The following is a 23,726-nucleotide window of genomic DNA, read 5'->3' as shown; positions in this document are numbered from 1 at the left end:
GTCTTCCCATGATCAATATGACCCATCGTCCCCACATTCACATGCGGCTTCGTCCGCTCAAACTTCGCCTTCGCCATCACAAAACCCTTTCTTTCTATTCGCCACGAACTCGGGCGACGATTTCCTTGGCAATAGCTTCGGGAACATCCTGGTACGAATGGAACTGCATGGTGTACGTAGCACGGCCTTGCGTACGAGACCGAAGGTCTGTCGCGTAGCCGAACATCTCTGCGAGTGGCACCTGCGCCGTGACGACACGGGCATTCCCCCGTTGATCCATTCTCTCGATCTTGCCCCGGCGAGAGGACAGGTCGCCGATCACGTCCCCCATGTAGTTCTCGGGCGTGACGACCTCCACCTCCATCACCGGCTCGAGGAGCTTCACGCCGGCCCGCTTCGCCGCTTCTTGGAAAGCGATCGACCCTGCGATCCGAAACGCCATCTCCGAAGAGTCGACGTCGTGATAAGACCCGTCGACGAGAGTCGCTCGAACATCCACCAGCGGGTAACCGGCGAGGATGCCCTGATCGAGTGCCTCTTCGATCCCCGCATCGACCGACGGGATGTACTCACGGGGCACACGACCTCCCCTGATCTTGTCGACGAACTCGTACCCGCCTCCAGGACCCGTCGGTTCGAGGTCGATGACGACATGGCCGTACTGACCACGTCCCCCGGACTGACGCACGTAGCGTCCCTCGACCTTCTTGATGCCACCCTTGATGGTCTCGCGATAGGCGACCTGCGGCCTGCCGACGTTCGCCCCGACCCGGAACTCGCGCACGAGACGATCGACGAGCACTTCGAGGTGTAGCTCGCCCATCCCGGAGATGATCGTCTGACCGGTCTCCTCGTCGGATCGGACGAGAAACGTCGGATCCTCGTCCGACAATCGGCGGAGGGCATCCCCGAGTCTGTCTTGATCGACCTTCGTCTTCGGTTCGATCGCAACCGAGATCACCGGGGCTGGGAACGTCATCGACTCGAGCTGAATCGGCGAACCGACGGCAGAAAGCGTGTCCCCGGTCGTCGTGCTCTTGAGCCCGACCACGGCCACGATATCACCGGTGTGAACGGCTTCCAGGTCTTCCCGATGGTTGGCGTGCATACGCAGTAGGCGGCCGAGGCGCTCTTTGCGACCCGATGACGAGTTGATGACCTGGCCGCCCTTCGGTGCCGTGCCTGCGTAGACACGGAAATACGTGAGTTTGCCGACATGCGGATCGCTCATGATCTTGAACGCGAGCGCGGTAAACGGCTCGGTATCGTCTGCGCGCCGAGTGACGATCGTTTTCTCGTCGCCCGGCTTGAAACCTTGGATCGGCGGGAGATCCGAAGGGCTCGGAAGGTAGGCCACGATCGCGTCGAGCAGCGGCTGGACGCCCTTGTTGCGAAACGCCGACCCGCAGAGCACCGGTGTGAACGTGCCTTCGAGAGTACCTTTGCGAATCGCCGTGTGAATCTCGCCGGGTTCGATCGTGACATCTTCGAGATACTCTTCGAGCAGGGAATCGTCGACATCGGCGCACGCCTCGATCATCTTTCCCCGCCATTCGCGTGCAGCCTCGGCCAGCTCGTCGGGAATCGCCACGGTGTCCCAGCGCTTGCCGTCATCGCCCTGCCAGATGTGAGCCCGCTCTTCGATGAGGTCGATGACACCCCGGAAATCGCCCTCGGCTCCTATGGGGAGCTGGATCGGGACCGGGTTCGCCTCCAGACGCTCACGGATCGAGGCAACCGACGCAAAGAAGTCCGCCCCTATTCTGTCCATCTTGTTGACAAAGGAGATGCGGGGAACGTTGTAACGGTCGGCTTGGCGCCACACCGTCTCGGACTGCGGTTCCACTCCCGCAACGGCGTCGAACACGGCAACGGCACCGTCGAGGACCCGCAAGGAACGCTCGACTTCGACCGTGAAATCGACGTGGCCGGGCGTGTCGATGATATTGATCCAGTGGTCGTGCCATCCGGCGGTGGTAGCGGCCGAGGTGATGGTGATCCCGCGCTCTTGCTCCTGTTCCATCCAGTCCATGACGGCAGCGCCTTCATGGACCTCGCCGAGCTTGTACGTCTTGCCCGTGTAGTACAGGATGCGCTCGGTCAAGGTAGTTTTGCCCGCGTCGATATGTGCCATGATCCCGATATTCCGGGTCCGGCTCAGCGGGTACTGGCGCAATCCGGCCAGCGCGTCCCTTGATCCGTTACTCATCTCATCCTCAGTCGCTATGGGGTTGTCAGTGGGAGCGGGTTACCAGCGGTAGTGGGCGAACGCCTTGTTCGACTCGGCCATCTTGTGAATGTCTTCCTTACGCTTGACGGCGGAGCCGGTGTTGTTGGAAGCATCCATGATCTCGTTGGCGAGACGTTCCGTCATCTTTGATTCTTTGCGCTTGCGAGCGAATCCGACGAGCCATCGAACGGCGAGCGAATTCGCCCTGCGCGGCGAGACCTCGACCGGTACCTGATACGAGGACCCTCCCACTCGACGGGAACGGACCTCGACTTGCGGCCGAATGTTGTCGACCGCCCGCTTGAGCACCGTGACCGGATCCTGCCCGGCCCGGCGTTCGACGATCTCGAGTGCTCCGTACACCACGGAGCGGGCGACATTCTTCTTCCCGTCCAGGAGCACCTTGTTGATGACCTGGGAGACGAGCAGGTTCCGGAACACCGGATCCGGCTCGATGAAACGCTTGGTGGCTGGTCCGCGACGCATCAGGACTCCTTCTTGCTTCCGTAGCGGGAACGAGCCTGTTTGCGTTCTGCCACACCGGAGGCATCCAATGTGCCGCGAATGACCTTGTAGCGCACCCCGGGGAGATCCTTCACACGGCCGCCTCGGACCAGCACGATCGAGTGCTCCTGAAGGTTGTGACCCTCTCCAGGGATGTACGCGGTGACCTCGATCCCCGACGTGAGGCGCACGCGGGCGACCTTGCGCAACGCCGAGTTCGGCTTCTTGGGAGTGATTGTGTAGACGCGGGTACACACGCCGCGTCGTTGCGGCGCACCGGCGAGACCGGGCGTCTTTTCCTTCTTCGGCTTCGGCTTCCTGCCCTCTCGGACCAGCTGCTGGATTGTCGGCATTGTGCTCCTCGACACGCGAAAGTCGGCGCCCGAATCCTCGGTATCGCCGACCCTTATGTACCCGACTCCGGACCATGGATCACCGACGCGGGTCACATCGGTGGGCCCTAGATTGGAGGGGTTAGGGGTTCAAGACCACGGCGATGCAGTATATGAAGACAGCTCACAACGGTCAAAACCGCGGATCGGTTCCGCTGTCTTGATCATAGCGGCTTCCGGGCGGTTGGACTCTGCGGGATGGCACGTTCCGCCTTCATCGTCGTGTTCGGACCGTTCCTCGCGGCCGTATCCGGAAGACGTCCGGCTACTCGCTGCAACGATATCCCCACTGGTAGGGTCGCCGCCTATGATCAGAATCAGGCTGCTCGTCGTTCTCACGATGGTCATGGCTGCGTGCACGGCGCCTGCCCCTCTTCCCCCACCAACCGTGACGACGACGACAACAACTACTCCGGTGCCGTCCACAACCGTCGCCGAGACACCGGCTCTCGTCGTGCCTGCACGCCCGTTCCCACAACACGTCGACTACCCCGCGTCGCACATCGCCCCTTCGGCAACGAGCATCGATGCCGACACGCGGCGCTTCTACGACTTCTGGAAGGAGCACTATCTCGTCGGTCTCGACTCGGGACAGGCACACCCGAAGGGCGGGGAGCGGCGCTCGGGGGCGACCGTCTCGGAAGGCCAGGGATATGCAATGATGATCGTCGCGCTGATGGGCGGCTACGACCTCGAGGCGCAGCAACTCTTCGATGCCCTGTGGAGCTACGCGAGGGAACATCCCTCCGACATCGACAAACATCTCATGAAGGCGATGCAGGTTCCCGATCGAGGCATGTCAGGCAGCGTTTTCGGTGGCGACGTGAGTATCGCCTACGCCCTCCTTCTGGCCGACCGACAGTGGGGTTCGGATGGTGCGGTCGACTACAAGGTCGAGGCAAGAGTCCTGATCAGAGCGATCGAGAAGTCGACCATCGGGCCCACCAGCCATCTTCCGCTGCTCGGCGACTGGGTCGACCCCACGGGGGCGGTCTACAACGAGCAGACGGTGCGCATCTCGGACATCATGCCGGATCACTTCGCGGCCTTCGGAAGATTCACCTCCGACAGCTTGTGGGACAAGACTGCCAAAGCCTCCAAGGGAGAGATCGCAGCCTTGGAGGCGAAGTGGTCACGCCTGACGGGGCTGATGCCCGGGTTCGCCGTCGCGGGCCGCAACGGAGCTCCCCGACCAGCACCTGCGGGGTACCTCATGGGTCCCGCAGACGGAGCCTTCGGGAACACTGCTGCGCGTTACCCGTTGTGGGTCGGCACACATGCGCTGACCTCGGACGATCCGTTCTGGAGGAACAGAATGCTGAAGCTCTCCCATTGGGCGAGCGCCATCGCCGACGGCGACCCCTTGTCCCTCAACTCGGGATATGAGCTCGACGGGCGCCCCCTCGACGCAGACGCCGGCTTCAGCGTTCTGTTCGGCGGCCCTCTGGCCGTCGCCGCCATGGTCAACACGGATCAGCAACCATGGATCGACGCCCTGTACTCGGCGATCCGCGCCCGCCACGAGGGGTACTACGAAGACTCGGTTGCCTTGATCAGCCTGCTGGTCCTCGGAGGTAACTGGTGGAGCCCCTGAGCTCGCCTCGCTCGGCGTGCTTCGTATGCGGTGCTCGGTACTGCAGCCCCACGTGGCACAAGACCGTGGAAACAGAAACCGGCCAGGGTCCTGCCGGCAATGCGTGACGGGAATCTGATCGCCGATCGCTATGGTTTTCGTCATGAAGATCGCGATCCAAGATACCTACCCCGACGACGTGGCCCACTGCTACGGATGTGGCAGCCTCAATGAGGTCGGACACCAGATCAAGACCGTGCTCGAGGGCGATGAGACCGTCACCGAATTCACCCCAAAGCCTTACCACACCGCCGTCCCGGGCTACGTATATGGTGGCCTCATCGCCAGCCTGATCGATTGCCACTCCACCGGATCGGCAGCGATCTACACCATGCGGAAGGCAGGCGTGGAAATCGGAAGTGAACAGGCTCCCCGCTTCGTCACCGCCCATCTCGAAGTCGACTTCCTCGCACCGACCCCGATGGGACCCGTGCGTCTCATCGGACATGCCGTCGAGGTCAAGGACCGCAAGGTCGTCGTCACCACCGACTTCTACGCGGGGGACAAGAGAACGGTGAAAGGATCGGCGGTGCTGGTAAAGATGCCCGAAGATACGTTCTCGTGACGTTTCGTGGGGATAGTCCGGACCAAGCGTCACGAGAACGGAGTCTCCCGCCAAAACCTCGATAGCATGGATGTTGGAGCCCGGTCCATCAGGGCCGGTGCAAACTGGACGGAGGAACCTATGAGACCGAGTAAAGGCCTGTCACCGCTGTTGCTGGTGGCAGTCGTATTCACACTTGTCCTCGCCGCCTGTGCCAGCGGCACGACGACCACCACTGCGGCACCGGGGACCACGACGGCACCGACCACCGCGGCACCGGGGACGACCACCAGCACCAGCGGCAACACGACCACCACCGCGCCACCCGCCGAGCCGCTGGTGTTCGGCATGATCCTGGTGGGACCGCAAAACGATCGTGGGTGGAGTCAGGCCAACTACGAAGGTGGCCAGTATGTCGAGAAGAAACTCGGCGCGAAGATGATCACCCTCGACAAGGTGAACCCTGCCGATCGACCGGGCACGAGCGTCGAACAGGTCGTTGATGACATGATCGAACAGGGCGCCAAGTTGATCTTCGCCACTTCGGACGACATGAAGGACGGCATCGAAGCCGCAGCCAAGGCGCATCCCGACGTCCCGATGATCTGGACGTCCGGCGACAGTGCCTGGAAAGACGGAAAGGCCTTTGCCGGCATCGACAACCTCGGCAACATCATGGGCCGGATGATCTACGGCAAGATGATCGGTGGTTGCGCCGCCGGGCTCACGACCCAGACGGGATCCATCGCGTATCTCGGTCCACTGGCGAATGACGAGACCCGCCGGCTCACCGACTCCGCCTACCTGGGCGCCAAGTACTGCTGGGAAAACTACCGAGGCAAAGCCGCCTCCGACTTGAAGTATGAAGTCTCCTGGATCGGATTCTGGTTCAACATCCCTGGTGTGACCGCAGATCCGACTGTCGTCACGAACAGTTTCTTCGATGGTGGGGCCGATGTGGTCATCTCCGGAATCGACACCTCCGAAGCACTCGTCGTTGCAGGCCAACGGGCCGACTCCGGTGAAACGGTGTGGGCAGTACCCTACGACTTCGAGGGTGCCTGTGAACAGAAACCGGACATCTGTCTCGGTGTCCCATACTTCAACTGGGGACCTGCGTACCTGCAGGTGGCCCAGTCCGTGCAGAACGGTACGTTCAAGGCCGAGTGGCAGTGGAACGGACCGGACTGGAACAACATCAACAACCCGGACACCAGCGCGATCGGTTTTGCCGAGGGCCCGGGTCTTTCTGCCGAGAACAAAGCTCAGCTCGACACGTTCATCGCCGGACTGGCAGATGGTTCGATCAATCTGTGGAGCGGACCGCTGAACTTCCAGGACGGCACTCCGTTCCTCGCGGACGGAGAGACCGCAACGGATTCACAGATCTGGTACATGCCCCAACTGCTCGAAGGCATGAAGGGCGCCAGCACGTCCAGCTAGACAGGCGCACGGATGCGAGGGGGACGGTGTTCGCACCGTCCCCCTCCTCGGCCGGCACTCGGGCGCGAGGTACGGGCTCGGTTCCTTCACGTATTTCTCACTTTGAGTTTCGTACTTCGTATTTCGTGGCGCGAGTAGCGTCGATGCAAGACCGCGGGGCGAATGCGGCGGCCGTGCCAATTGCCGATTGACAGTTGCCGGTCTCGAGCCGTCGGCTCGAAGCCCCGAATGCGTCGGGGATGGAGAACTCGGCGAGCAACGCTCCCGACTCGACACAGACACCATGAACACCGCCTGCCGGAACACTATGGTGGCTGCCATATGAGCCTGCGGCTGCTGGACATCCACAAGTACTTCGGCCCGGTGCGCGCCAACGACGGAGTGACACTGGAGGTCGAGGCGGGCGAGCTTCACGGGCTCCTCGGGGAAAACGGCGCCGGCAAGTCGACGCTCATGAAGATCCTGTCCGGCTTCTACCTGGCCGACTCCGGCAACGTCATTCTCGATGGAGAACGGCTGGAGCTGACCTCACCCGACGATGCGCTCCGTCACGGGATCGGCATGCTGCATCAGGATCCCCTCGTGTTCCTTCCACTCTCGGTTGTCGACAACTTCCTCATCGGAAGTCCGGGGCACCTGCAGGTGGACCGCAAGAAAGCCCGCAGGGATCTGCTGGAGGTGTGCGGACGGTTCGGCTTCGACCTCAATCCCGATGCTGCCGCCCGAGAACTGACGATCGGTGAGCGTCAACAGCTCGAAATCGCCCGCCTGCTGTGGCTGGGGGCTCGAGTGCTCATCCTCGATGAACCGACGACCGGCATCTCGGAAACGCAACGCGAGAAGCTGTTCGCCACGTTGAAAGCCCTCGCAGCGGAGGGCATGATCGTCATCTTCGTCTCGCACAAGCTCGAAGAGGTCCAACAGCTCTGCAGCAAGGTGACCGTCCTTCGAGCCGGAAGAGTCGTCGGCGCCGCGGATCTCCCCTGCCCGACGGACCAACTGGTCGAGATGATGTTCGGGGAAGTCGTCGTCACCGTGCAACGCAAGGACGTCGAACTCGGGCCACCTGCGCTCACCGTACGCGATGTGACCCTGCGCGACGACCTTCTCACCATGGAGCACCTCTCGCTGACCGTGCGCTCGTCCGAAGTCGTCGGCCTGGCCGGCCTCGTCGGCAGCGGCCAGCGGACCTTCCTGCGCGCTGCGGCGGGACTGCTGAAACCTGAGACCGGCTCGCTGCTCATCGGTGACCAGGACATGTCCCATCGCGGCTACCGCGACTTCCTGGAGGCGGGCGTGCATTACCTCCCTGCGGGCCGCCTCGAGGAGGGACTGCTGGCCGGTGTCACCTTGACCGAGCATTTCGTGCTCGCCGGAGGGGAGACCAGCTTCTTCATCGACTGGGCAGCCGCCGAGCGTCGCGCGGCAGTGCTCATCGAGGAGCACTTCATCAAGGGACGTCCCGACAGCACAGCCGAAGAGCTCTCCGGCGGAAACCAGCAGCGACTCCTCCTTGCCATGACCCCGGACGAGCTTCGCGTCCTGCTCATGCAGCATCCCACTCGTGGGCTCGACATCGAGTCCGCCAACTGGGTGTGGAGACAACTCCTCGAGCGAAGGGATGACGGAACCGCAATCGTGTTCGCATCCTCGGACCTGGACGAGCTTCTCGAGTACTCGGACCGGATCGCCGTGTTCTTCTCGGGAGAGATCCTCGATGTCATCGACACCGCCGGCGCCACGGTCGAGCAGCTCGGCTATCTGATCGGCGGCGTACGAAAGATCACCGCATGAACTGGTCACGCAGGTTCGGTTCGGCGGTCTTTGCGATCGTTGCCGCCCTTCTCGTTGCGGCCGGCCTGATGCTGCTCGTCAACGCTCCACCGTTGGAGGCTTTCAACCTTCTCGCGAAAGGGTCCGTCGGAAGCACTCGGAAGCTCTCCGACACCCTCATGGCCTGGATCCCCCTCGTGCTCACGTCTGCCGGTCTCGTCGTCACCTACACCGCGGGGCTCTGGAATATCGGTGTGGAAGGGCAGGTGATCGCCGGAGCCATCGCTGCAAGCTATGTGGCTCGTACGGTCGACGGGCCGGTCTGGGTGCTCATCGTTCTCACCATGGTCGCCGGAGCGCTTGGAGGGATGATCTGGGCCCTCTTCGCGGGTGCACTCAAGGTGTACGGACGAGTCAACGAGATCTTCGGAGGGCTGGGACTCACCTTCGTCGGACAAGCACTGGCCACCTACCTGATCATCGGTCCCTGGAAACGCGCCGGTATCGCCTCGACGAGCGGCACGAACCCGTTCCCGGAACGCGCCTGGCTGCCGACTGTCGCAGGATCACGCCTGTCGCTCGTCGGCGTCGGTGTTGCCGTTCTGGCCGTCGTGGCCGTCTACCTCCTCTTGCGAGGGACACGTTACGGACTTCGGATCAAGGCGGTCGGCCGGAATCCGAAGAGCGCCTATCTGCTCGGCATCCCAACCAACCGTTACATGCTGTCGGCGTTCGCCATCGGTGGCGGACTTGCAGGACTCGCAGGAACGGTCCAGGTCACGGGCTTCTTCCACAAACTCGTGCCGGCCGTATCGGGCGGCTACGGCTACCTCGGCATCCTCGTCGCCCTTCTCGTGAGTCTCAGCGCGCTCTGGGTGCCTCCCGTCGCCTTCTTCTTTGCCATGATCTCCGTTGGCAGCACGCAGTTGCAGCTCCGGCTGAACCTGGACTCGTCGCTTGGTGGTGTGCTTCAGGGCATCCTCGTGCTCTTCGCCATGCTGGCGCAGGGCCTCCAGGTCCGGCGCGGAAAGCGAATCGGCTCCGCGGCCTCAACATCGCCGGCAGGGGAACACTGATGGAAGCCGTCTTTGCATCGATCGTCGCGGCATCGGCTCCACTGGTCTTCGCCGTCGTCGGCGAGACCATCACCGAGAAGGCAGGAGTCGTCAACCTCTCCCTCGACGGAAGCATCATGCTCTCGGCAATGGCCGGCTTCGCCGTCGCCTTCACCACCGGCAGCACGACACTGGGCTTCGCCGCTGCCGCCGTCGTCGGGATTCTCGTGGCATTGGTGATCGCCTACGCCAGCATCACGCTGACCCTGAACCAGGTGGCCGTCGGTTTCGTGATGTTTGCCTTGACGCGAGACCTCTCCACGTTCCTCGGCAATCCGTACGTCCACCAGCCTCTGGCCGGTGTGCCACATCTGCCCATCCCGGGGCTTGCCTCGATCCCCTTCATCGGACCTGTCTTCTTCCAACAGGATCTCATGGTCTATTCCAGTATCGTGCTCATCTTCGTCGCCTACTGGTTCGTCTTCCGGACGCGGCCCGGGCTCAAGCTCCAAGCGGTCGGCGAGCGCCCCGAAGGCGCACATTCCAGGGGTATCCCGGTCAACCGCCTCCGCTACCTGTACACGGCGGTCGGCGGCGCCCTCGTCGGCGTCGCGGGTGCCGCCTTCTCTCTGGACGTGAAACTGGGCTGGTCGTTCCAGCACACGCTCAACTTCGGATGGATCGCCCTCGCCATCGTGATCTTCGGAGGGTGGCATCCGTACAGAGCGGCGCTCGGAGCCTACCTCTTCGGGGCCCTGCAGATCGTCGCAATCCAGCTACAGCCGGTGTTCCCCACCGTCTCCCAGATCCTCCCGAGCCTGCCGTTCCCGATCATGATCCTGACGCTGTTGATCGTCTACACCGACTGGCTGAAGCAACTGGCCAACCGCTTTCCGGCGCTCCGTGAGTTCCTCGCGAGCGAACCGCCCTCCGCCAGCGGGACGCGTTTCGAGCCCGAGTAACGCGTCCGGCCAAGAGTGTCGGTGCGAGGTACGGCTCGCATGCACATCGATCCCACCAGGTCACGAGAGATACGCCGATGCTAGGATCCCGTGGGCGGATATGGAGGTGTGTCAGCATGACCGAAGGTGAATTTGCCATGGCCACTCGAGGCGATGCAAACTGGTCACCCACTCCACATCCGATCTCCCAACCCAACTCGACCCACGACCCGGCAACGCCGGGTCGCCTTCGTCGAACTCGATCCCGGAGGGATTCATAGTGAAACGCACTCATCTCTGGTCGGCACTGGTATTGGTGCTGGCACTCGTGCTTGGCGCTTGCGCGTCCGGCGGTACGACGACGACCGCGGCACCCGGAACGACCGCGGCACCCGGAACGACCGCGGCACCCGGAACAACGGCGGCACCCGGAACGACCGCGGCGCCCGGAGCACCTGCCCCCAAAGTCGTCACGATTGGATTCACGGCCTCGGTGACAGGCAAGTTCAACACGTCTTCGACCCGCCAGGTCGACGGTCTTCAGCTGTGGATGGACGATGTGAACAACGCCGGCGGCATCACACTCGGCGACGGCACCGTCATCACGTTCAAGGCGGTGACCTACGACGATGAGTCCAACAAGGATCGTGTCCAGGAGCTGTACACGAAGCTCGCGACCGACGACGATGCAGACTTCCTCATCTCCCCGTATTCGAGTGGCCTGACGGCGGCCTCCGCCGTCATCGCCGAGCAGTACGGCAAGGTCATGATCACCACAGGAGCTGCATCCGACTCCGTGTACACACAGGGCTACACCTCGGTCTACCAGGTGTACACCCCGTCCAGTCGTTATCTGACCAGCTCCGTCGACCTGCTGACGAGCCTCGATCCGAGCGCCAAGAAGATCGCTTTCGTCTACGAGAACTCGAAGTTCTCGACAGGTGTCGTCAAGGCCGCAAAGAAGTACGCCGAGGACAACGGTTTCGATGTCGTCCTGTTCGAGGGCTATGACCCCGAGACGACCGACTTCAATCCGTTCATCAACAAGATCCAGGCGGCGGTGCCAGACGCGATTCTTGGCGGAGGCCACTTCCAAGACGGCAGTGCATTCGCCCGCCAGCTCTATGAGAAGAACGTCCCCGTGAAGTTCGTGTCTCTGCTGGTTGCGCCACCTGAGCCGACGTTCGCCGAGCTCGGCGACGCCGCCCTCGGCATCGCCGGCCCGAGCCAGTGGGAACCGGCCGTCAAGTTCACGGAAGCGTCCGCCGCGGCGGCAGGTGCAGACTGGATCGGCCTCTCCAGCAGCGACTTCGTTTCCGAATACAAGGCTGCGTACGGCGAGGAACCCTCGTATCACTCCGCCGGTGGTTACGCCGCAGGCCTTCTGCTCCAGTACGCGATCCAGAAGGCGGACTCGCTCGACAACGATGCAATCAAGGCTGCGCTCGACGCCACGAACCTGGTGACCTTCTTCGGTCCACTCAGGTTCGACACGACCGCCGACTTCCACGGCCTCCAGATCGCCCACGACATGGTCGTCGTCCAGTGGCAGAAGTCGGGTGACCAACTCGTGAAGCAGATCGTCTGGCCGAAAGCCGGTGCAACTGCAGACGCCGTCTACCCGCTCGCACGGTGACGGTATATCGATTCCCCTCCCGTGGTCGTAGCACCACGGGAGGGCTGCAGCCCAAGGGGCTCCCATGAGCCTGGACATGCTCGTCGCGTCATCGTTCGACGGTCTGCTGATGGGATTCGTCTACGGCATAGCCGCGATGGGTCTCACGCTGATCTGGGGGGTGATGGACGTCATCAACTTGGCTCATGGACCGCTGATCGCGATCGGGATGTTCGGCGTCTATGAGCTCTTCACATTCTTGGGACTGAATCCGTTCCTTGCCTTGATCATCGTCGCCGCCGTCGGCCTGGCGTTCGGATTCCTCGTCTATTTCGTCGCCGTTCACCGGGTGATCGACGCGCCACCACTGTCGAGCCTCCTGTCGACGTTCTCGGTCAACATGATGATCATCGGAATTGGGACGGCGATTCTGTCGACGACGTCCTACAACGTCGAGTACACGCTCGGAAGTGTGAGCGCCGGACCCATCACAGTGACCGGCACCAGCCTCTCGGCAGCGGCCGTGGCGATCCTGGTGACATTCCTCCTCTACTGGTTCATGTATCGCACGCGCCACGGCAAGTACATCAGGGCGGTCGCCAACAACCGGCAGGCAGCCGAGTTGATGGGCATCCCTTCGACCCGAATCCTGGCGCTCACGTTCGGCATCGGCACGATGCTCGCCATGATTGCGGGAGGGCTCATTTCGACGATCCTGCCGATCAACATCCTGGGGGGTGGGATCTACGAGTTGAAGAGCTTCGTGATCGTCGTGCTCGGAGGGCTCGGCAATCCTCTCGGCGCCCTGGTTGGGGGCTTGATCCTCGGTCTCATCGAGGGCATCGTCCCCGTGTTCATGAAAACGACGTGGGTTCCGGTACTCGAGTTCGTTCTCTTCATCATGATCCTGCTCGTCATGCCGCAAGGCCTGTTCGGGAAGAAGAAGTCATGAAGCGGGTCCCAGGACTCCTTCTCACGGTCGCCATCGTGGTCGTTCTCGCCCTCATACCGGCCGTGTCCGGAAAGGCGAGCACGCGAGAATCCATGTCCACGATCCTCATGGCAATCGCTCTCGCCTCGAGTCTCAACATCCTGCTCGGCTACACCGGCTATGTGTCGTTCGGTCATATCGTGTTCTTCGGCGTGGGCGGTTACGTCGGCTTCTACACGGTCAGCCAGCTGGGCTGGAGCCTGTGGCTCTCGGTGCTCGCCGGCGGAGTGGCTGCCGGCCTGCTCGCCCTCGGACTCGGCAAGTCGATCCTCCATTTACGAGGTGCGTATTTCGCTCTGGCCACGATTGGAGTGAACGAGGCCATGCGGGCGCTCGTCAACAACTTCAAACCCTTCGGCGGTCCCGTCGGGATGGATCTGAAGTTCTCGGTCTACAAGGAATACGGGGGCGCGGCGACCGCACTGTGGACCGTCTATTGGGCCGTTGCGGCCATCACCGTGATCGTCATCGTGGTCTCGTACGTGGTCAAGCGCTCCAAGTTTGGACTGGGGTTGCTGGCGATACGGGAAGATGAAGACGCAGCAGAGGTCATGGGAGTCAACGCTCCGAACGCGAAGACCTGGTCTTATGTGTTGTCTGCGGTCTTCCCCGGCCTCATCGGTGTGCTGTTCTTCTTCAAGAACGGCAACATCGAGCCCGGTGACGCCTTTCGGCTCCAGCAGTCCATAGAGCTGATCGTGATGGTCATGCTCGGAGGTTTCGGAACGGTGATCGGGCCCGTACTCGGTGCCGGTGTCTACCAGCAGCTTCGCAGGTCGCTCCTCACAAGCCCCGTTTTCAAGAACGTGCAGCTCGCCGTGGCCGGCCTCCTGCTCCTGCTGATCATCTTGTTCATCCCGGGTGGAGCCATCGGCTGGTTACGCAAACGCTTCCCCCGCCTGCGGAAGGTGCTCGAATGATTCTGCAGGTCCAAGAGGTCACGAAGCAGTTCGGCGGGCTTACCGCCGTCGACAACGTGAGTTTCTCACTCCACGGTGGCGAGATCCTTGGGATGATCGGCCCGAACGGGGCCGGCAAGACAACCTTGTTCAACTGCATCAACGGCGTCTTCTCCCCGACTCACGGCAAGATCATCTTTCGCGGAACCGACATCACCGGCAAGCGGACCTACCGCATCGCCCATCTGGGGTTGTCCCGAACACATCAGATCGTCCGCCCTTTGAATGAGCTGACGGTTCGCCAGAACGTGATCGTCGGCGCCTGCTACGGCAAGGACGACCTCTCGATCGGAGCCGCCGGCGACGTGGCCGACGAGGTGATGGAGTTCGTGCATCTTCACGAACGCTCGGAGATGCTTGCGGGCAGTCTGAATGTTGCGCAGAAGAAGCGACTCGAAATGGCTCGAGCGCTCGCAGCGAGACCGCATCTGCTGCTGCTCGACGAGGTGCTGGCAGGACTGAACCAGACGGAAGTCCACGGCATGCTCACCACCATCCGCCAGATCAGGGACCAGGGTGTCACGATCATCATGATCGAGCACATCATGCATGCCATCATGAACCTCTCCGACCGGATCATCGTCCTCAACTACGGAGGAATGATCGCGGATGGGACCCCATCGGAAGTCTCCGAGGACGAGCAGGTCATCGAGGCATACCTCGGCAATCCGGAGCTGGCAGCCCAGATCCTGGAAGAGGGGAGGTCGTGATGGAAATGCTCGACGTCCGCGGCGTCGTCTCCGGCTACGGAGAACTGCAGATCCTCTGGGGTCTCGACCTGGTCGTGGAAGAAGGCAAACTCACGGCGTTGGTGGGTTCCAACGGCGCAGGAAAAACGACGTTGCTCCGCACGATCATGGGTCAGATCACCCCGTGGGAAGGCACCGTGACATTCCAGGGCGAAGATGTCAGCCGGATGCCGGCTCATGCGAAGGCGGAACTCGGCATGATCATGGTCCCGGAAGGGCGCCAGCTCTTCAGCGACATGACCGTTCGCGAGAACCTCGAGATGGGCGCGACGCCGAAACGGGCCCGCGCCCGCATGGACAGCAATCTCACAAAGGTATTCACACTGTTTCCACGGCTCGAAGAACGCTCCAAGCAGAGCGCCGGAACCATGAGTGGCGGTGAGCAGCAGATGCTCGCCGTGGCCCGCGGGATCATGGCGGAACCAAAGATCCTCATGATCGACGAACTGTCCCTCGGTCTCGCACCGGTGCTCACCCTCGAGCTGTTCCATTCTCTTCAGCAGCTCCAGCGGGAAGGCCTGACGATTCTGCTCGTCGAACAGAATGTCCGCATGGCCCTCAAAGTCAGCGAGTACGCCTTCGTCATGAGCGAAGGCAAAGTCGACTTCCACGGAACGTCTGCAGAGATCGAACAGAACGATGCCGTCAAGCAGGCGTATCTGGGGATCTGACAGACTCGCCCGCCCGAGACCCGGTTGCCAGTGATCAGTAATCCGTGATCGGTGAGAAAGGAGAAGTACCGGGCGGTACCGCCCGGTACTTCTCACCAAACACCGATGTGGACCCTCCCGGATCCGGCATCATCATTCGTCGTCGTCGTCTTCCGGTTGGATGGGTTCGGATCCGCCGAGTGATGCCAACCATTCCGCCGGATCTGCCGGCAGCATGTCCTCTTCCGACGTCGAAGGGGTCGGCTCTCCGAACAATCCGAGCGCCGACATCGGTGCCGCATCGGGAAGGACCGGCTCGATCGACTGGTACATCTTGGATCCCGTCCCCGCCGGGATCAGCTTGCCGATGATCACGTTCTCCTTGAGACCGCGCATGTGGTCGGATTTGGCGGAGATCGCTGCCTCGGTCAGCACGCGGGTGGTCTCCTGGAACGAAGCGGCCGACAGCCACGAGTCCGTTGCCAGAGAAGCCTTCGTGATCCCCATCAGTTCGGCACGGCCTTCTGCCGGCGTCTTGCCTTCACCGACGAGCGCCCGATTGGCGTCACGGAAGCGGCGCTCATCCACGAGTTCCGCCGGAAGGAACGAGGAATCGTTCACACTCACGACGCGGATCCGACGCAGCATCTGGCGCACGATCAACTCGATGTGCTTGTCGTGGATGTCCACACCCTGGGACCGGTACACGTTCTGGACCTGATCGACGAGATACTTCTGGGCGGTTCGCACGCCGGAGATCTCCAGGACCTCCTTCGGATCGAGTGATCCTTGCGTGAGCGGAGTACCCGGCTCGATTTCGGAGCCCTCCTGAACGAGCACCCGGGCACGACGCGAGATCGTGTACGTGGCCTCGCCTTCAGGACCGTCGACAATCACGCGGCGACCTTCCTCGTCTTCCTCGACATGGACGACACCACCGACTTCGGCGAGCACCGCCTTGCCCTTCGGGGTGCGGGCTTCAAACAGCTCCACGACTCGGGGAAGACCATGAGTGATGTCCGCGCCGGCAACACCGCCGGTGTGGAAGGTCCGCATCGTCAGCTGTGTTCCCGGCTCACCGATCGACTGGGCGCCCATGATCCCCACAGCCTCGCCGAGTTCGACCGTCCGGCCTGTGGCAAGACTCATCCCGTAACAGGTACCACACACGCCGTACTCCGAATCACAGGTCAGCACGGATCGAACCTTGACCTTCTTGACGTCCTCGGCATTCGCGAGGGCAAGGATCTCCGGCCGTCCGATGACCGTGCCGGCCCGCAGTTTGACACCGTGGTCGGTCTCTACCAGCTTCCGCCCGACCTTGACGTCTTCGGCGAGTGTTCTGCTGAACAAGCTGGTATGAGCGTTACGTATCGGACGGTCGTACTCGTCACGGACAAGAACGACGATCCCACGATCCGACTCGCAGTCTTCCTCGCTGACGATGACTTCCTGGCTCACATCGACGAGACGCCGAGTCAGGTAACCAGAGTCGGCGGTCCGCAACGCAGTATCCGCGAGGCCTTTGCGAGCCCCGTGGGTCGAGATGAAATACTCGAGAACGGACAGGCCCTCCCGGAAGTTCGAGATGATCGGACGGGGAATGATGTCGCCCTTCGGATTGGCCACCAGCCCACGCATCCCTGCAATCTGCCGGGCCTGCATGACATTGCCCCGAGCGCCGGAGCGGATCATCATGTCGATCGGGTTGAACTTCTCCGCCTTGAGCGTCACCTCCATGGCATCCTTGACTTCATCGGTGGCTCTCATCCAGATCTCGATCAGTTCCTGACGCCGCTCGTCGTCGGTGATCACCCCTTTGAGGAACTGCTGCTGAACCTTCTCGGCAACCTTCTCATACCTGGCGATGATCTTCCCCTTCTCCGGAGGCGTCTTCACGTCGCCGAGACCGATCGTCAACCCCGCACGAGTCGAGTAGTAGAAGCCGAGGTCCTTGATCGCGTCGAGGAACTTCTGCACCTCGTTCTTCTTGTAGTTGGCGATGATCTCCTCGATCAGACGCCGGATGTCGGACTTCAATACGACGGCATCCACATACGGGAAGTTGAGCGGGAATGCTCCGTTCAGAATCGCACGACCAACGGTCGTATCCAGCGGTCGAGATCCGTCGACGGGATCTTCGGTGAGCAGCGAGGCCAACGACCCCTTCAGCAGGTCGTGCATCTCTGCAGAACCGGCGATCTCACCGACCCGGATCTTCACCGGAGCGTGGAGGGACACATGACCCGACTCGTACGCCATCACTGCCTCGTCGACGTTGCTGAAAATCGACCCTGTCCCTTTCGCATCTTCGACGATCTCGGAAAGGTAGTAGACACCGATGACCATGTCCTGGCTCGGAGTGACGATCGGTCGCCCGCTCGCCGGCGAGAGCACGTTGTTCGCGGAGAGCATGAGAACACGGGCCTCGGCCTGCGCCTCTGCAGACAGCGGCAAGTGAACGGCCATCTGGTCACCGTCGAAGTCGGCGTTGAACGCCTCACAGACGAGCGGGTGAATCTGAATGGCCTTGCCCTCGACGAGGATGGGCTCAAACGCCTGGATGCCGAGACGGTGCAACGTCGGTGCGCGGTTCAGGAACACGGGGTGTTCCTGAATCACGTCGGCGAGCACATCCCAAACCTGCGGCCGATGACGCTCGACCATCCGCTTGGCGGATTTGATGTTCTGGGCGAGGTCCTGGTCGACAAGTCGTTTCATCACGAAAGGCTTGAACAGCTCGAGCGCCATGACCTTCGGCAGCCCACACTGATGCAGCTGCAGCGAAGGCCCGACAACGATCACCGAACGGGCCGAGTAGTCGACACGCTTGCCAAGCAGGTTCTGACGGAACCGGCCCTGCTTGCCCTTGAGCATGTCCGACAGCGACTTGAGCGCGCGGTTGCCCGGCCCAGTCACCGCACGGCCACGTCGGCCGTTGTCGAAGAGGGCATCAACGGCTTCTTGCAGCATCCGCTTCTCGTTGTTGATGATGATCTCCGGGGCACCCAGGTCCAGGAGTCGCTTGAGGCGGTTGTTCCGGTTGATGACGCGGCGATACAGATCGTTGAGATCGCTCGTGGCGAACCGACCACCATCGAGCTGCACCATCGGCCGCAGCTCGGGCGGGATCACCGGAACTGCTTCCAGGATCATCGCCGTCGGATCGTTCTTGCCCTCATGGAAGGGCTTGACCACCTTCATCCGCTGCGTCGCCCGATGCCTGCGCTGTGCGGAACGGGCGTCGAGGTCGGCGATCAGTCTCTCCATCTCCGCGTCGAGGTCGACTCGGCTCAAGAGGTCTTTGATCGCCTCGGCTCCCATCCCGCCGACGTAATAGGACTCGTACCGCTCGACGATCTGTCGCCAGAGCGGCTCCGACTCGACGAGGGTCTTGGGTCCCATGACACGGAAGGTGTCGAAAGCCTCTTCGACGAGCTCGGATTCGCGGGCCGCACGTTCTGCGCGTTCCTTGATCTCCTTCTCGACCTCACGGCGTCGTGCGCTGATCTCCTGAGCTTTCGCTCCGCCCTCTTCCATCTGCGAGAGCTCCTGCTCCAGACGCTCCAGACGCGCCGCTCGCCACTCTTCGAGTTCTTCGCTGATGACCTCGAGTTCGGCGCGCATCGTATCTTCCAGCTCGGAGAGGTCCTTGTGACGCCGCTCATCGTCGACGTACGTCACGAGATACGCGGCGAAGTAGATGACCTTCTCGAGTTCTTTCGGAGACATGTCGAGCAGGTATCCGAGACGGCTGGGCACCCCTTTGAAGAACCAGATGTGCGTCACCGGCGCTGCGAGCTCGATGTGGCCCATTCGCTCACGCCGAACCTTGGAACGCGTGACCTCCACACCGCATCGTTCGCACACGATCCCCTTGTAGCGGATGCGCTTGTACTTGCCGCAGTAGCACTCCCAGTCCTTCGTCGGCCCGAAGATCCGTTCGTCGAACAGACCATCTTTCTCGGGCTTCAGTGTCCGGTAGTTGATCGTCTCGGGTTTCTTCACCTCGCCGTACGACCAGGACCGAATCTGGTCGGTCGTCGCAAGGCTGATCTTCAGTTCATCGAAGGGCTGGCGCACAGCACTCCTTCCCGGTGTGTGTTTGGTCAGACGGTGGTGGTCTCGCGGCGTTCAGGACGGGACAAGTCGATCCCAAGAGATTCTGTCGTGCGGTAGACGTCTTCTTCCAGGTCGCGGAGTTCCACTTCCTCACCCGCCGAGAGCATCTCGACGTTGAGGCAGAGACTCTGCATTTCCTTGATCAGGACCTTGAACGATTCCGGTATCCCCGGCTCCGGAATGTTCTCACCCTTGACGATCGCCTCGTAGACCTTCACACGGCCTGCGACATCATCCGACTTGATCGTGAGCAGCTCCTGGAGCGCATAGGCGGCACCGTAGGCCTCCAACGCCCACACCTCCATCTCTCCGAACCGCTGCCCGCCGAACTGGGCCTTGCCTCCAAGAGGCTGCTGGGTGATCATCGAGTAGGGGCCGGTCGAACGGGCATGGATCTTGTCGTCGACGAGGTGGACCAGTTTCAAGACGTAGATGTAGCCCACCGTGATCGGGGTATCGAACGGCTCGCCGTCGCGACCGTCGTAGAGCACGGCTTTGCCGGACTCGTTGACGAGCCGTTGCCCGTCGCGATTGGGCAACGCGTGTGCGATGACATCGGCTATCTCGTCTTCGCCGGCTCCGTCGAATACGGGCGTTGCGACCCGGGTCCACGGTTCGGCGCCTTTGGCCGCAGGGCTGTCCCCTTCGAACGGTTCCCATCCCTGTGCGGCTGCCCACCCGAGGTGGGTCTCCAACACCTGGCCGAGATTCATCCGTGACGGCACACCGAGCGGCGACAGGATGATGTCCACCGGGGTGCCGTCCGCGAGGAACGGCATGTCCTCGACGGGCAGAACCTTGGAGATCACACCCTTGTTTCCGTGGCGACCCGCCAGCTTGTCACCGGCCGATATCTTGCGCTGCTGGGCGACGTAGACCCGCACCATCTCATTGACGCCGGGTTTGAGGTCGTACCCTTCAGCACGCCGCAGAATGCGAACGCCGATGATCTTGCCGGTCTCGCCGTGCGGCACGCGCAGCGACGTGTCACGGACCTCGCGGGCTTTCTCACCAAAGATGGCCCTCAGCAGCCGCTCTTCCGGCGTCAGTTCGGTCTCGCCTTTCGGAGTGACCTTGCCGACCAGGTAGTCACCGGGTCCGACTTCGGCCCCGACACGGATGATCCCGTCATCGTCGAGATTCCTGAGGGATTCCTCCGCCACGTTCGGGATGTCCCGAGTGATCTCTTCGGCGCCCAGTTTGGTATCCCTGGCCCTGATCTCGTGCTCCTCTATGTGGATCGAAGTGAGGACGTCTTCTTTGACGAGCCGCTCGGAGATCACGATCGCGTCCTCGTAGTTGTGTCCCCTCCACGGCATGAACGCCACGAGCAGGTTTCGCCCGAGAGCCAACTCGCCACGATCGGTCGAGTGACCATCGGCGAGAACGGACCCGACTTTGACCTTGTCCCCGATCGAAACGATCGGCTTCTGGTTCATCGACGTCCCCTGGTTCGAACGTTCGAACTTCTGCACCCTGTGAATGTGCTTGACGTTCTTGCCGGTTTCCTTGATGACGATGGAGTCGCCCGTCACGTCGACGACCGTGCCGGCGACCTTCGAGACGACCATGTCACCCGAGTCCAGGGCAAGCCGACTTTCGATACCGGTTCCGACGAGCGGTGCTTCGGGGTGTACGAGGGGCACAGCCTGTCGCTGCATGTTCGACCCCATCAACGCCCGGTTCGCATCGTCGTGTTCGAGGAACGGAATCAGTGCCGTGGCAATCGAGACGATCTGCTTCGGAGAGACGTCCATGTAGTCGATCTCCGATGGCGGCACAGAGTCGACTTCGCCGCCACCACCGGACATCCGCACGAGAACCCTGTCCTTGGCGAACGTACCGTCGGCATTCAGCGCGGCGTTGGCCTGCGCGATGACGAAACGCTCCTCTTCCGAAGCGGTCAGATAGTCGATCTGATTGGTCACCTTCCCATCGACGACCTTGCGGTAGGGAGTCTCGATGAATCCGTACTTGTTGACCTGTGCGTACGTGGCCAACGAACCGATCAGGCCGATGTTCGGACCTTCCGGCGTCTCGATCGGACACATGCGGCCGTAGTGAGACGAGTGAACGTCACGAACCTCGAATCCTGCCCGTTCACGGGAGAGACCGCCCGGCCCAAGCGCGGAGAGACGGCGCCGGTGGGTGACTCCGGCGAGCGGGTTCGGCTGGTCCATGAACTGGCTCAACTGACTCGAGCCGAAGAACTCGTTGATGGCCGAGATGACGGGACGGATGTTGATCAGGCTCTGGGGTGTGATCGCATCGGAATCCTGTGTCGTCATCCGCTCACGAACCACCCGCTCCAGTCGAGTCAACCCGACGCGCACCTGGTTCTGGATCAGTTCACCAACGGTCCGAATACGACGGTTGCCAAAATGGTCTATGTCATCGATCCGTACCGGGATCTCGATCCCGGCCCTGGTCATGAACATCGCCTGACCGGCGTGCAGGGCGATGAGGTAGCCGATCGCATCGAGGATGTCGTCGTCGGTCAACAGTCCCATCGTGGCCGGCTCATACTCCTCCGGAATCGGACGACCGAACTTCTGGTTCATCTTGTAGCGACCAACCTTGGTCAGGTCGTAACGCTTGGGATTCTTGAACAGTGTCTGCAACAGTCCACGAGCAGACTCGACCGTCGTCGGCTCACCCGGACGGAGCTTGCGATACAGATCCAGGAGTGCGTCCTCGCGATCGATCGTCGTATCACGTTCGAGCGTCGTCCGGATGGCTGCCGCGCCTTCGAACAAGTCGAGGATCTCCTCGTCCGTCTCGGCGATGCCGAGCGCCCGCAGGAACGCGGTGACATGCTGACGACGCTTCCGATCAACGCGCACGCCGATCGTGCCGCGCTTGTCCGTGTCGAACTCGAGCCATGCACCTCGGCCGGGGATCATCTTCGTACTGTGGATCTCGCGATCGGAGGTCTTGTCCGGCGTACGGTCGAAGTAGACACCGGGTGACCGCACGAGCTGGCTGACCACGACACGCTCGGTGCCGTTGATGATGAACACGCTCTTGTCGGTCATCATCGGGAAATCGCCGAGGAACACCTGCTGCTCTTTGATCTCTCCGGTCTTCTTGTTGACGAACCGGGCGGTGACGAACAGAGGACGCGAGTAATGGGCATCGCGTTCCTTGCATTCTTCGACGGAACGCGGCGGATCCCCGAAGCGATGGTCTGCGAGATCGAGCGCAAGCTCCCCCGTAAAGTCTTCAATCGGCGAGATCGCGTCGAAGATCTCCTTCAGTCCCTCTTCGAGAAACCACTGGAAACTTTCGTATTGAAGAGCGAGGAGATTGGGGATCGGCAGAACTTCGGGGATTTTTGCAAAGGACAGACGTGGGCTGACGCGCGAGGGCAACTGACTTCTCCTTGAACCCTTGGGACCTGACTGCGAACGGCGAAAAGCCAGGGTAACACACACCTACCCAAGCGGCAATACGAACCTGATCGGCCGACCTCTGTCGACCTCTTGCAGAACCAACATATCGTCTTGGCCAGGCGAGGTCAAGGGTAAACACAGGCAGCCGGCACCTGGCGCCAGGTGCCAGGTGCCAGGTGCTCGGTGCTACTTGAGTTCGACGGTTGCTCCGGCGCTCTCGAGTTGTTCTTTGGCCTTCTCGGCAGCCTCTTTGTCGACACCCTCGAGCACGACTCCGGGTGCATTGTCGACCAACGCCTTGGCCTCTTTCAATCCGAGGCTGGTCAGAGCCCGAACTTCTTTGATGACCTGGATCTTCTTGTCGCCGATCGCGGAGAGAACGACATCGAACTCGTCTTTCTCCTGCTCGGCGGCGTCCTCGCCGCCACCGGCGGCAACTGCAGCCACGGTGATCGGTGCGGCCGCGGTCACATCGAACTTCTCCTCGAACGCATCGAGAAAATCTTTCAACTCCAGGACGGTCATTCCTTCAAAGACTTCCAAGAGTTCTTCTGTCGTCATTTTGGCCATGTCATTCCTCCTCGGAAGCAGCGTCTTCATCATCGGTCTCGGTGCCCTTATCGGCAGCGTCCTCAGCCACAGGGGTCTCCTCAGCCACGGGGGTCTCCTCAGCCACGGGGGTCTCCTCGACCACAGGGGTCTCCTCGACCACAGGGGCCTCCTCGACCACAGG

The 23,726-nt window shown here is 61.8% G+C and carries 17 protein-coding genes; 11 read left to right on the top strand and 6 right to left on the bottom strand.

The window, feature by feature from the left end; genetic code table 11:
• Positions 1-94: 94 nt before the first annotated feature.
• Genes fusA through GXP34_13330 form a run of 3 tightly spaced genes read right to left on the bottom strand, consistent with a single transcriptional unit; the run spans position 95 to position 3,087 of the window.
• Complete coding sequence (gene fusA, locus GXP34_13340) at positions 95-2,209, bottom strand: elongation factor G (protein NOY56949.1); 2,115 nt, start codon at positions 2,207-2,209, stop codon at positions 95-97.
• A 39-nt stretch (positions 2,210-2,248) separates the two neighbouring features.
• A complete protein-coding gene (gene rpsG / locus GXP34_13335; protein ID NOY56948.1) occupies positions 2,249-2,719 on the bottom strand; it encodes a 30S ribosomal protein S7 in 471 nt (156 codons plus the stop codon).
• On the bottom strand, positions 2,716-3,087 hold the full coding sequence (locus GXP34_13330) for a 30S ribosomal protein S12 (protein ID NOY56947.1): 372 nt from the start codon (positions 3,085-3,087) through the stop codon (positions 2,716-2,718). The genes rpsG and GXP34_13330 overlap by 4 nt, the downstream gene beginning before the upstream one ends.
• A 346-nt stretch (positions 3,088-3,433) precedes the next feature.
• On the opposite strand from GXP34_13330, the gene GXP34_13325 reads away from it, so the two are divergent.
• The 11 genes from GXP34_13325 to GXP34_13275 all read left to right on the top strand — a co-directional run bounded on the left by GXP34_13325 (position 3,434) and on the right by GXP34_13275 (position 15,500).
• Complete coding sequence (locus GXP34_13325; protein ID NOY56946.1) at positions 3,434-4,720, top strand: hypothetical protein; 1,287 nt, start codon at positions 3,434-3,436, stop codon at positions 4,718-4,720.
• 142 nt (positions 4,721-4,862) lie between these two features.
• Positions 4,863-5,324, top strand: a complete 462-nt coding sequence (locus GXP34_13320; GenBank protein ID NOY56945.1) for a PaaI family thioesterase — start codon at positions 4,863-4,865, stop codon at positions 5,322-5,324.
• A 120-nt stretch (positions 5,325-5,444) separates the two neighbouring features.
• Complete coding sequence (locus GXP34_13315) at positions 5,445-6,746, top strand: BMP family ABC transporter substrate-binding protein (GenBank protein ID NOY56944.1); 1,302 nt, start codon at positions 5,445-5,447, stop codon at positions 6,744-6,746.
• 321 nt (positions 6,747-7,067) lie between these two features.
• Positions 7,068-8,540 carry an ATP-binding cassette domain-containing protein gene (locus GXP34_13310; GenBank protein ID NOY56943.1) on the top strand — a complete coding sequence of 491 codons (1,473 nt, stop codon included), beginning with the start codon at positions 7,068-7,070 and terminating at the stop codon, positions 8,538-8,540.
• Positions 8,537-9,595, top strand: a complete 1,059-nt coding sequence (locus GXP34_13305; GenBank protein NOY56942.1) for an ABC transporter permease — start codon at positions 8,537-8,539, stop codon at positions 9,593-9,595. Before GXP34_13310 ends, GXP34_13305 begins: the two co-directional genes overlap by 4 nt.
• Positions 9,595-10,536 (top strand): ABC transporter permease, encoded by a 942-nt coding sequence (locus GXP34_13300; GenBank protein NOY56941.1) that lies wholly within the window; start codon positions 9,595-9,597, stop codon positions 10,534-10,536. The genes GXP34_13305 and GXP34_13300 overlap by 1 nt, the downstream gene beginning before the upstream one ends.
• Positions 10,537-10,795: 259 nt before the next feature.
• Positions 10,796-12,151 (top strand): amino acid ABC transporter substrate-binding protein, encoded by a 1,356-nt coding sequence (locus tag GXP34_13295; protein ID NOY56940.1) that lies wholly within the window; start codon positions 10,796-10,798, stop codon positions 12,149-12,151.
• A gap of 64 nt (positions 12,152-12,215) precedes the next feature.
• Entirely contained in the window at positions 12,216-13,082 is an 867-nt protein-coding gene (locus GXP34_13290; GenBank protein NOY56939.1) for a branched-chain amino acid ABC transporter permease, read from the top strand.
• Positions 13,079-14,041: a branched-chain amino acid ABC transporter permease gene (locus GXP34_13285; GenBank protein ID NOY56938.1), complete on the top strand. Its 963-nt coding sequence runs from the start codon at positions 13,079-13,081 to the stop codon at positions 14,039-14,041. The genes GXP34_13290 and GXP34_13285 overlap by 4 nt, the downstream gene beginning before the upstream one ends.
• Complete coding sequence (locus tag GXP34_13280; protein ID NOY56937.1) at positions 14,038-14,790, top strand: ABC transporter ATP-binding protein; 753 nt, start codon at positions 14,038-14,040, stop codon at positions 14,788-14,790. Before GXP34_13285 ends, GXP34_13280 begins: the two co-directional genes overlap by 4 nt.
• Positions 14,790-15,500, top strand: a complete 711-nt coding sequence (locus tag GXP34_13275; protein NOY56936.1) for an ABC transporter ATP-binding protein — start codon at positions 14,790-14,792, stop codon at positions 15,498-15,500. Before GXP34_13280 ends, GXP34_13275 begins: the two co-directional genes overlap by 1 nt.
• A 132-nt stretch (positions 15,501-15,632) precedes the next feature.
• Here GXP34_13275 and GXP34_13270 read toward each other — a convergent pair whose 3' ends face one another.
• From GXP34_13270 to rplL, 3 genes are all read right to left on the bottom strand, one after another.
• Positions 15,633-19,562 (bottom strand): DNA-directed RNA polymerase subunit beta', encoded by a 3,930-nt coding sequence (locus GXP34_13270; protein ID NOY56935.1) that lies wholly within the window; start codon positions 19,560-19,562, stop codon positions 15,633-15,635.
• Between the two features lie 26 nt (positions 19,563-19,588).
• Positions 19,589-22,972 (bottom strand): DNA-directed RNA polymerase subunit beta, encoded by a 3,384-nt coding sequence (locus GXP34_13265; GenBank protein ID NOY56934.1) that lies wholly within the window; start codon positions 22,970-22,972, stop codon positions 19,589-19,591.
• A 207-nt stretch (positions 22,973-23,179) separates the two neighbouring features.
• Positions 23,180-23,563, bottom strand: a complete 384-nt coding sequence (gene rplL / locus GXP34_13260; protein NOY56933.1) for a 50S ribosomal protein L7/L12 — start codon at positions 23,561-23,563, stop codon at positions 23,180-23,182.
• Positions 23,564-23,726 lie beyond the last annotated feature (163 nt).

The sequence above is a fragment of the Actinomycetota bacterium genome, from assembly GCA_013152275.1.
GTDB lineage: Bacteria > Actinomycetota > Acidimicrobiia > Spongiisociales > UBA4744 > BMS3Bbin01.
This window is presented reverse-complemented; position numbering and strand designations above follow the sequence as displayed.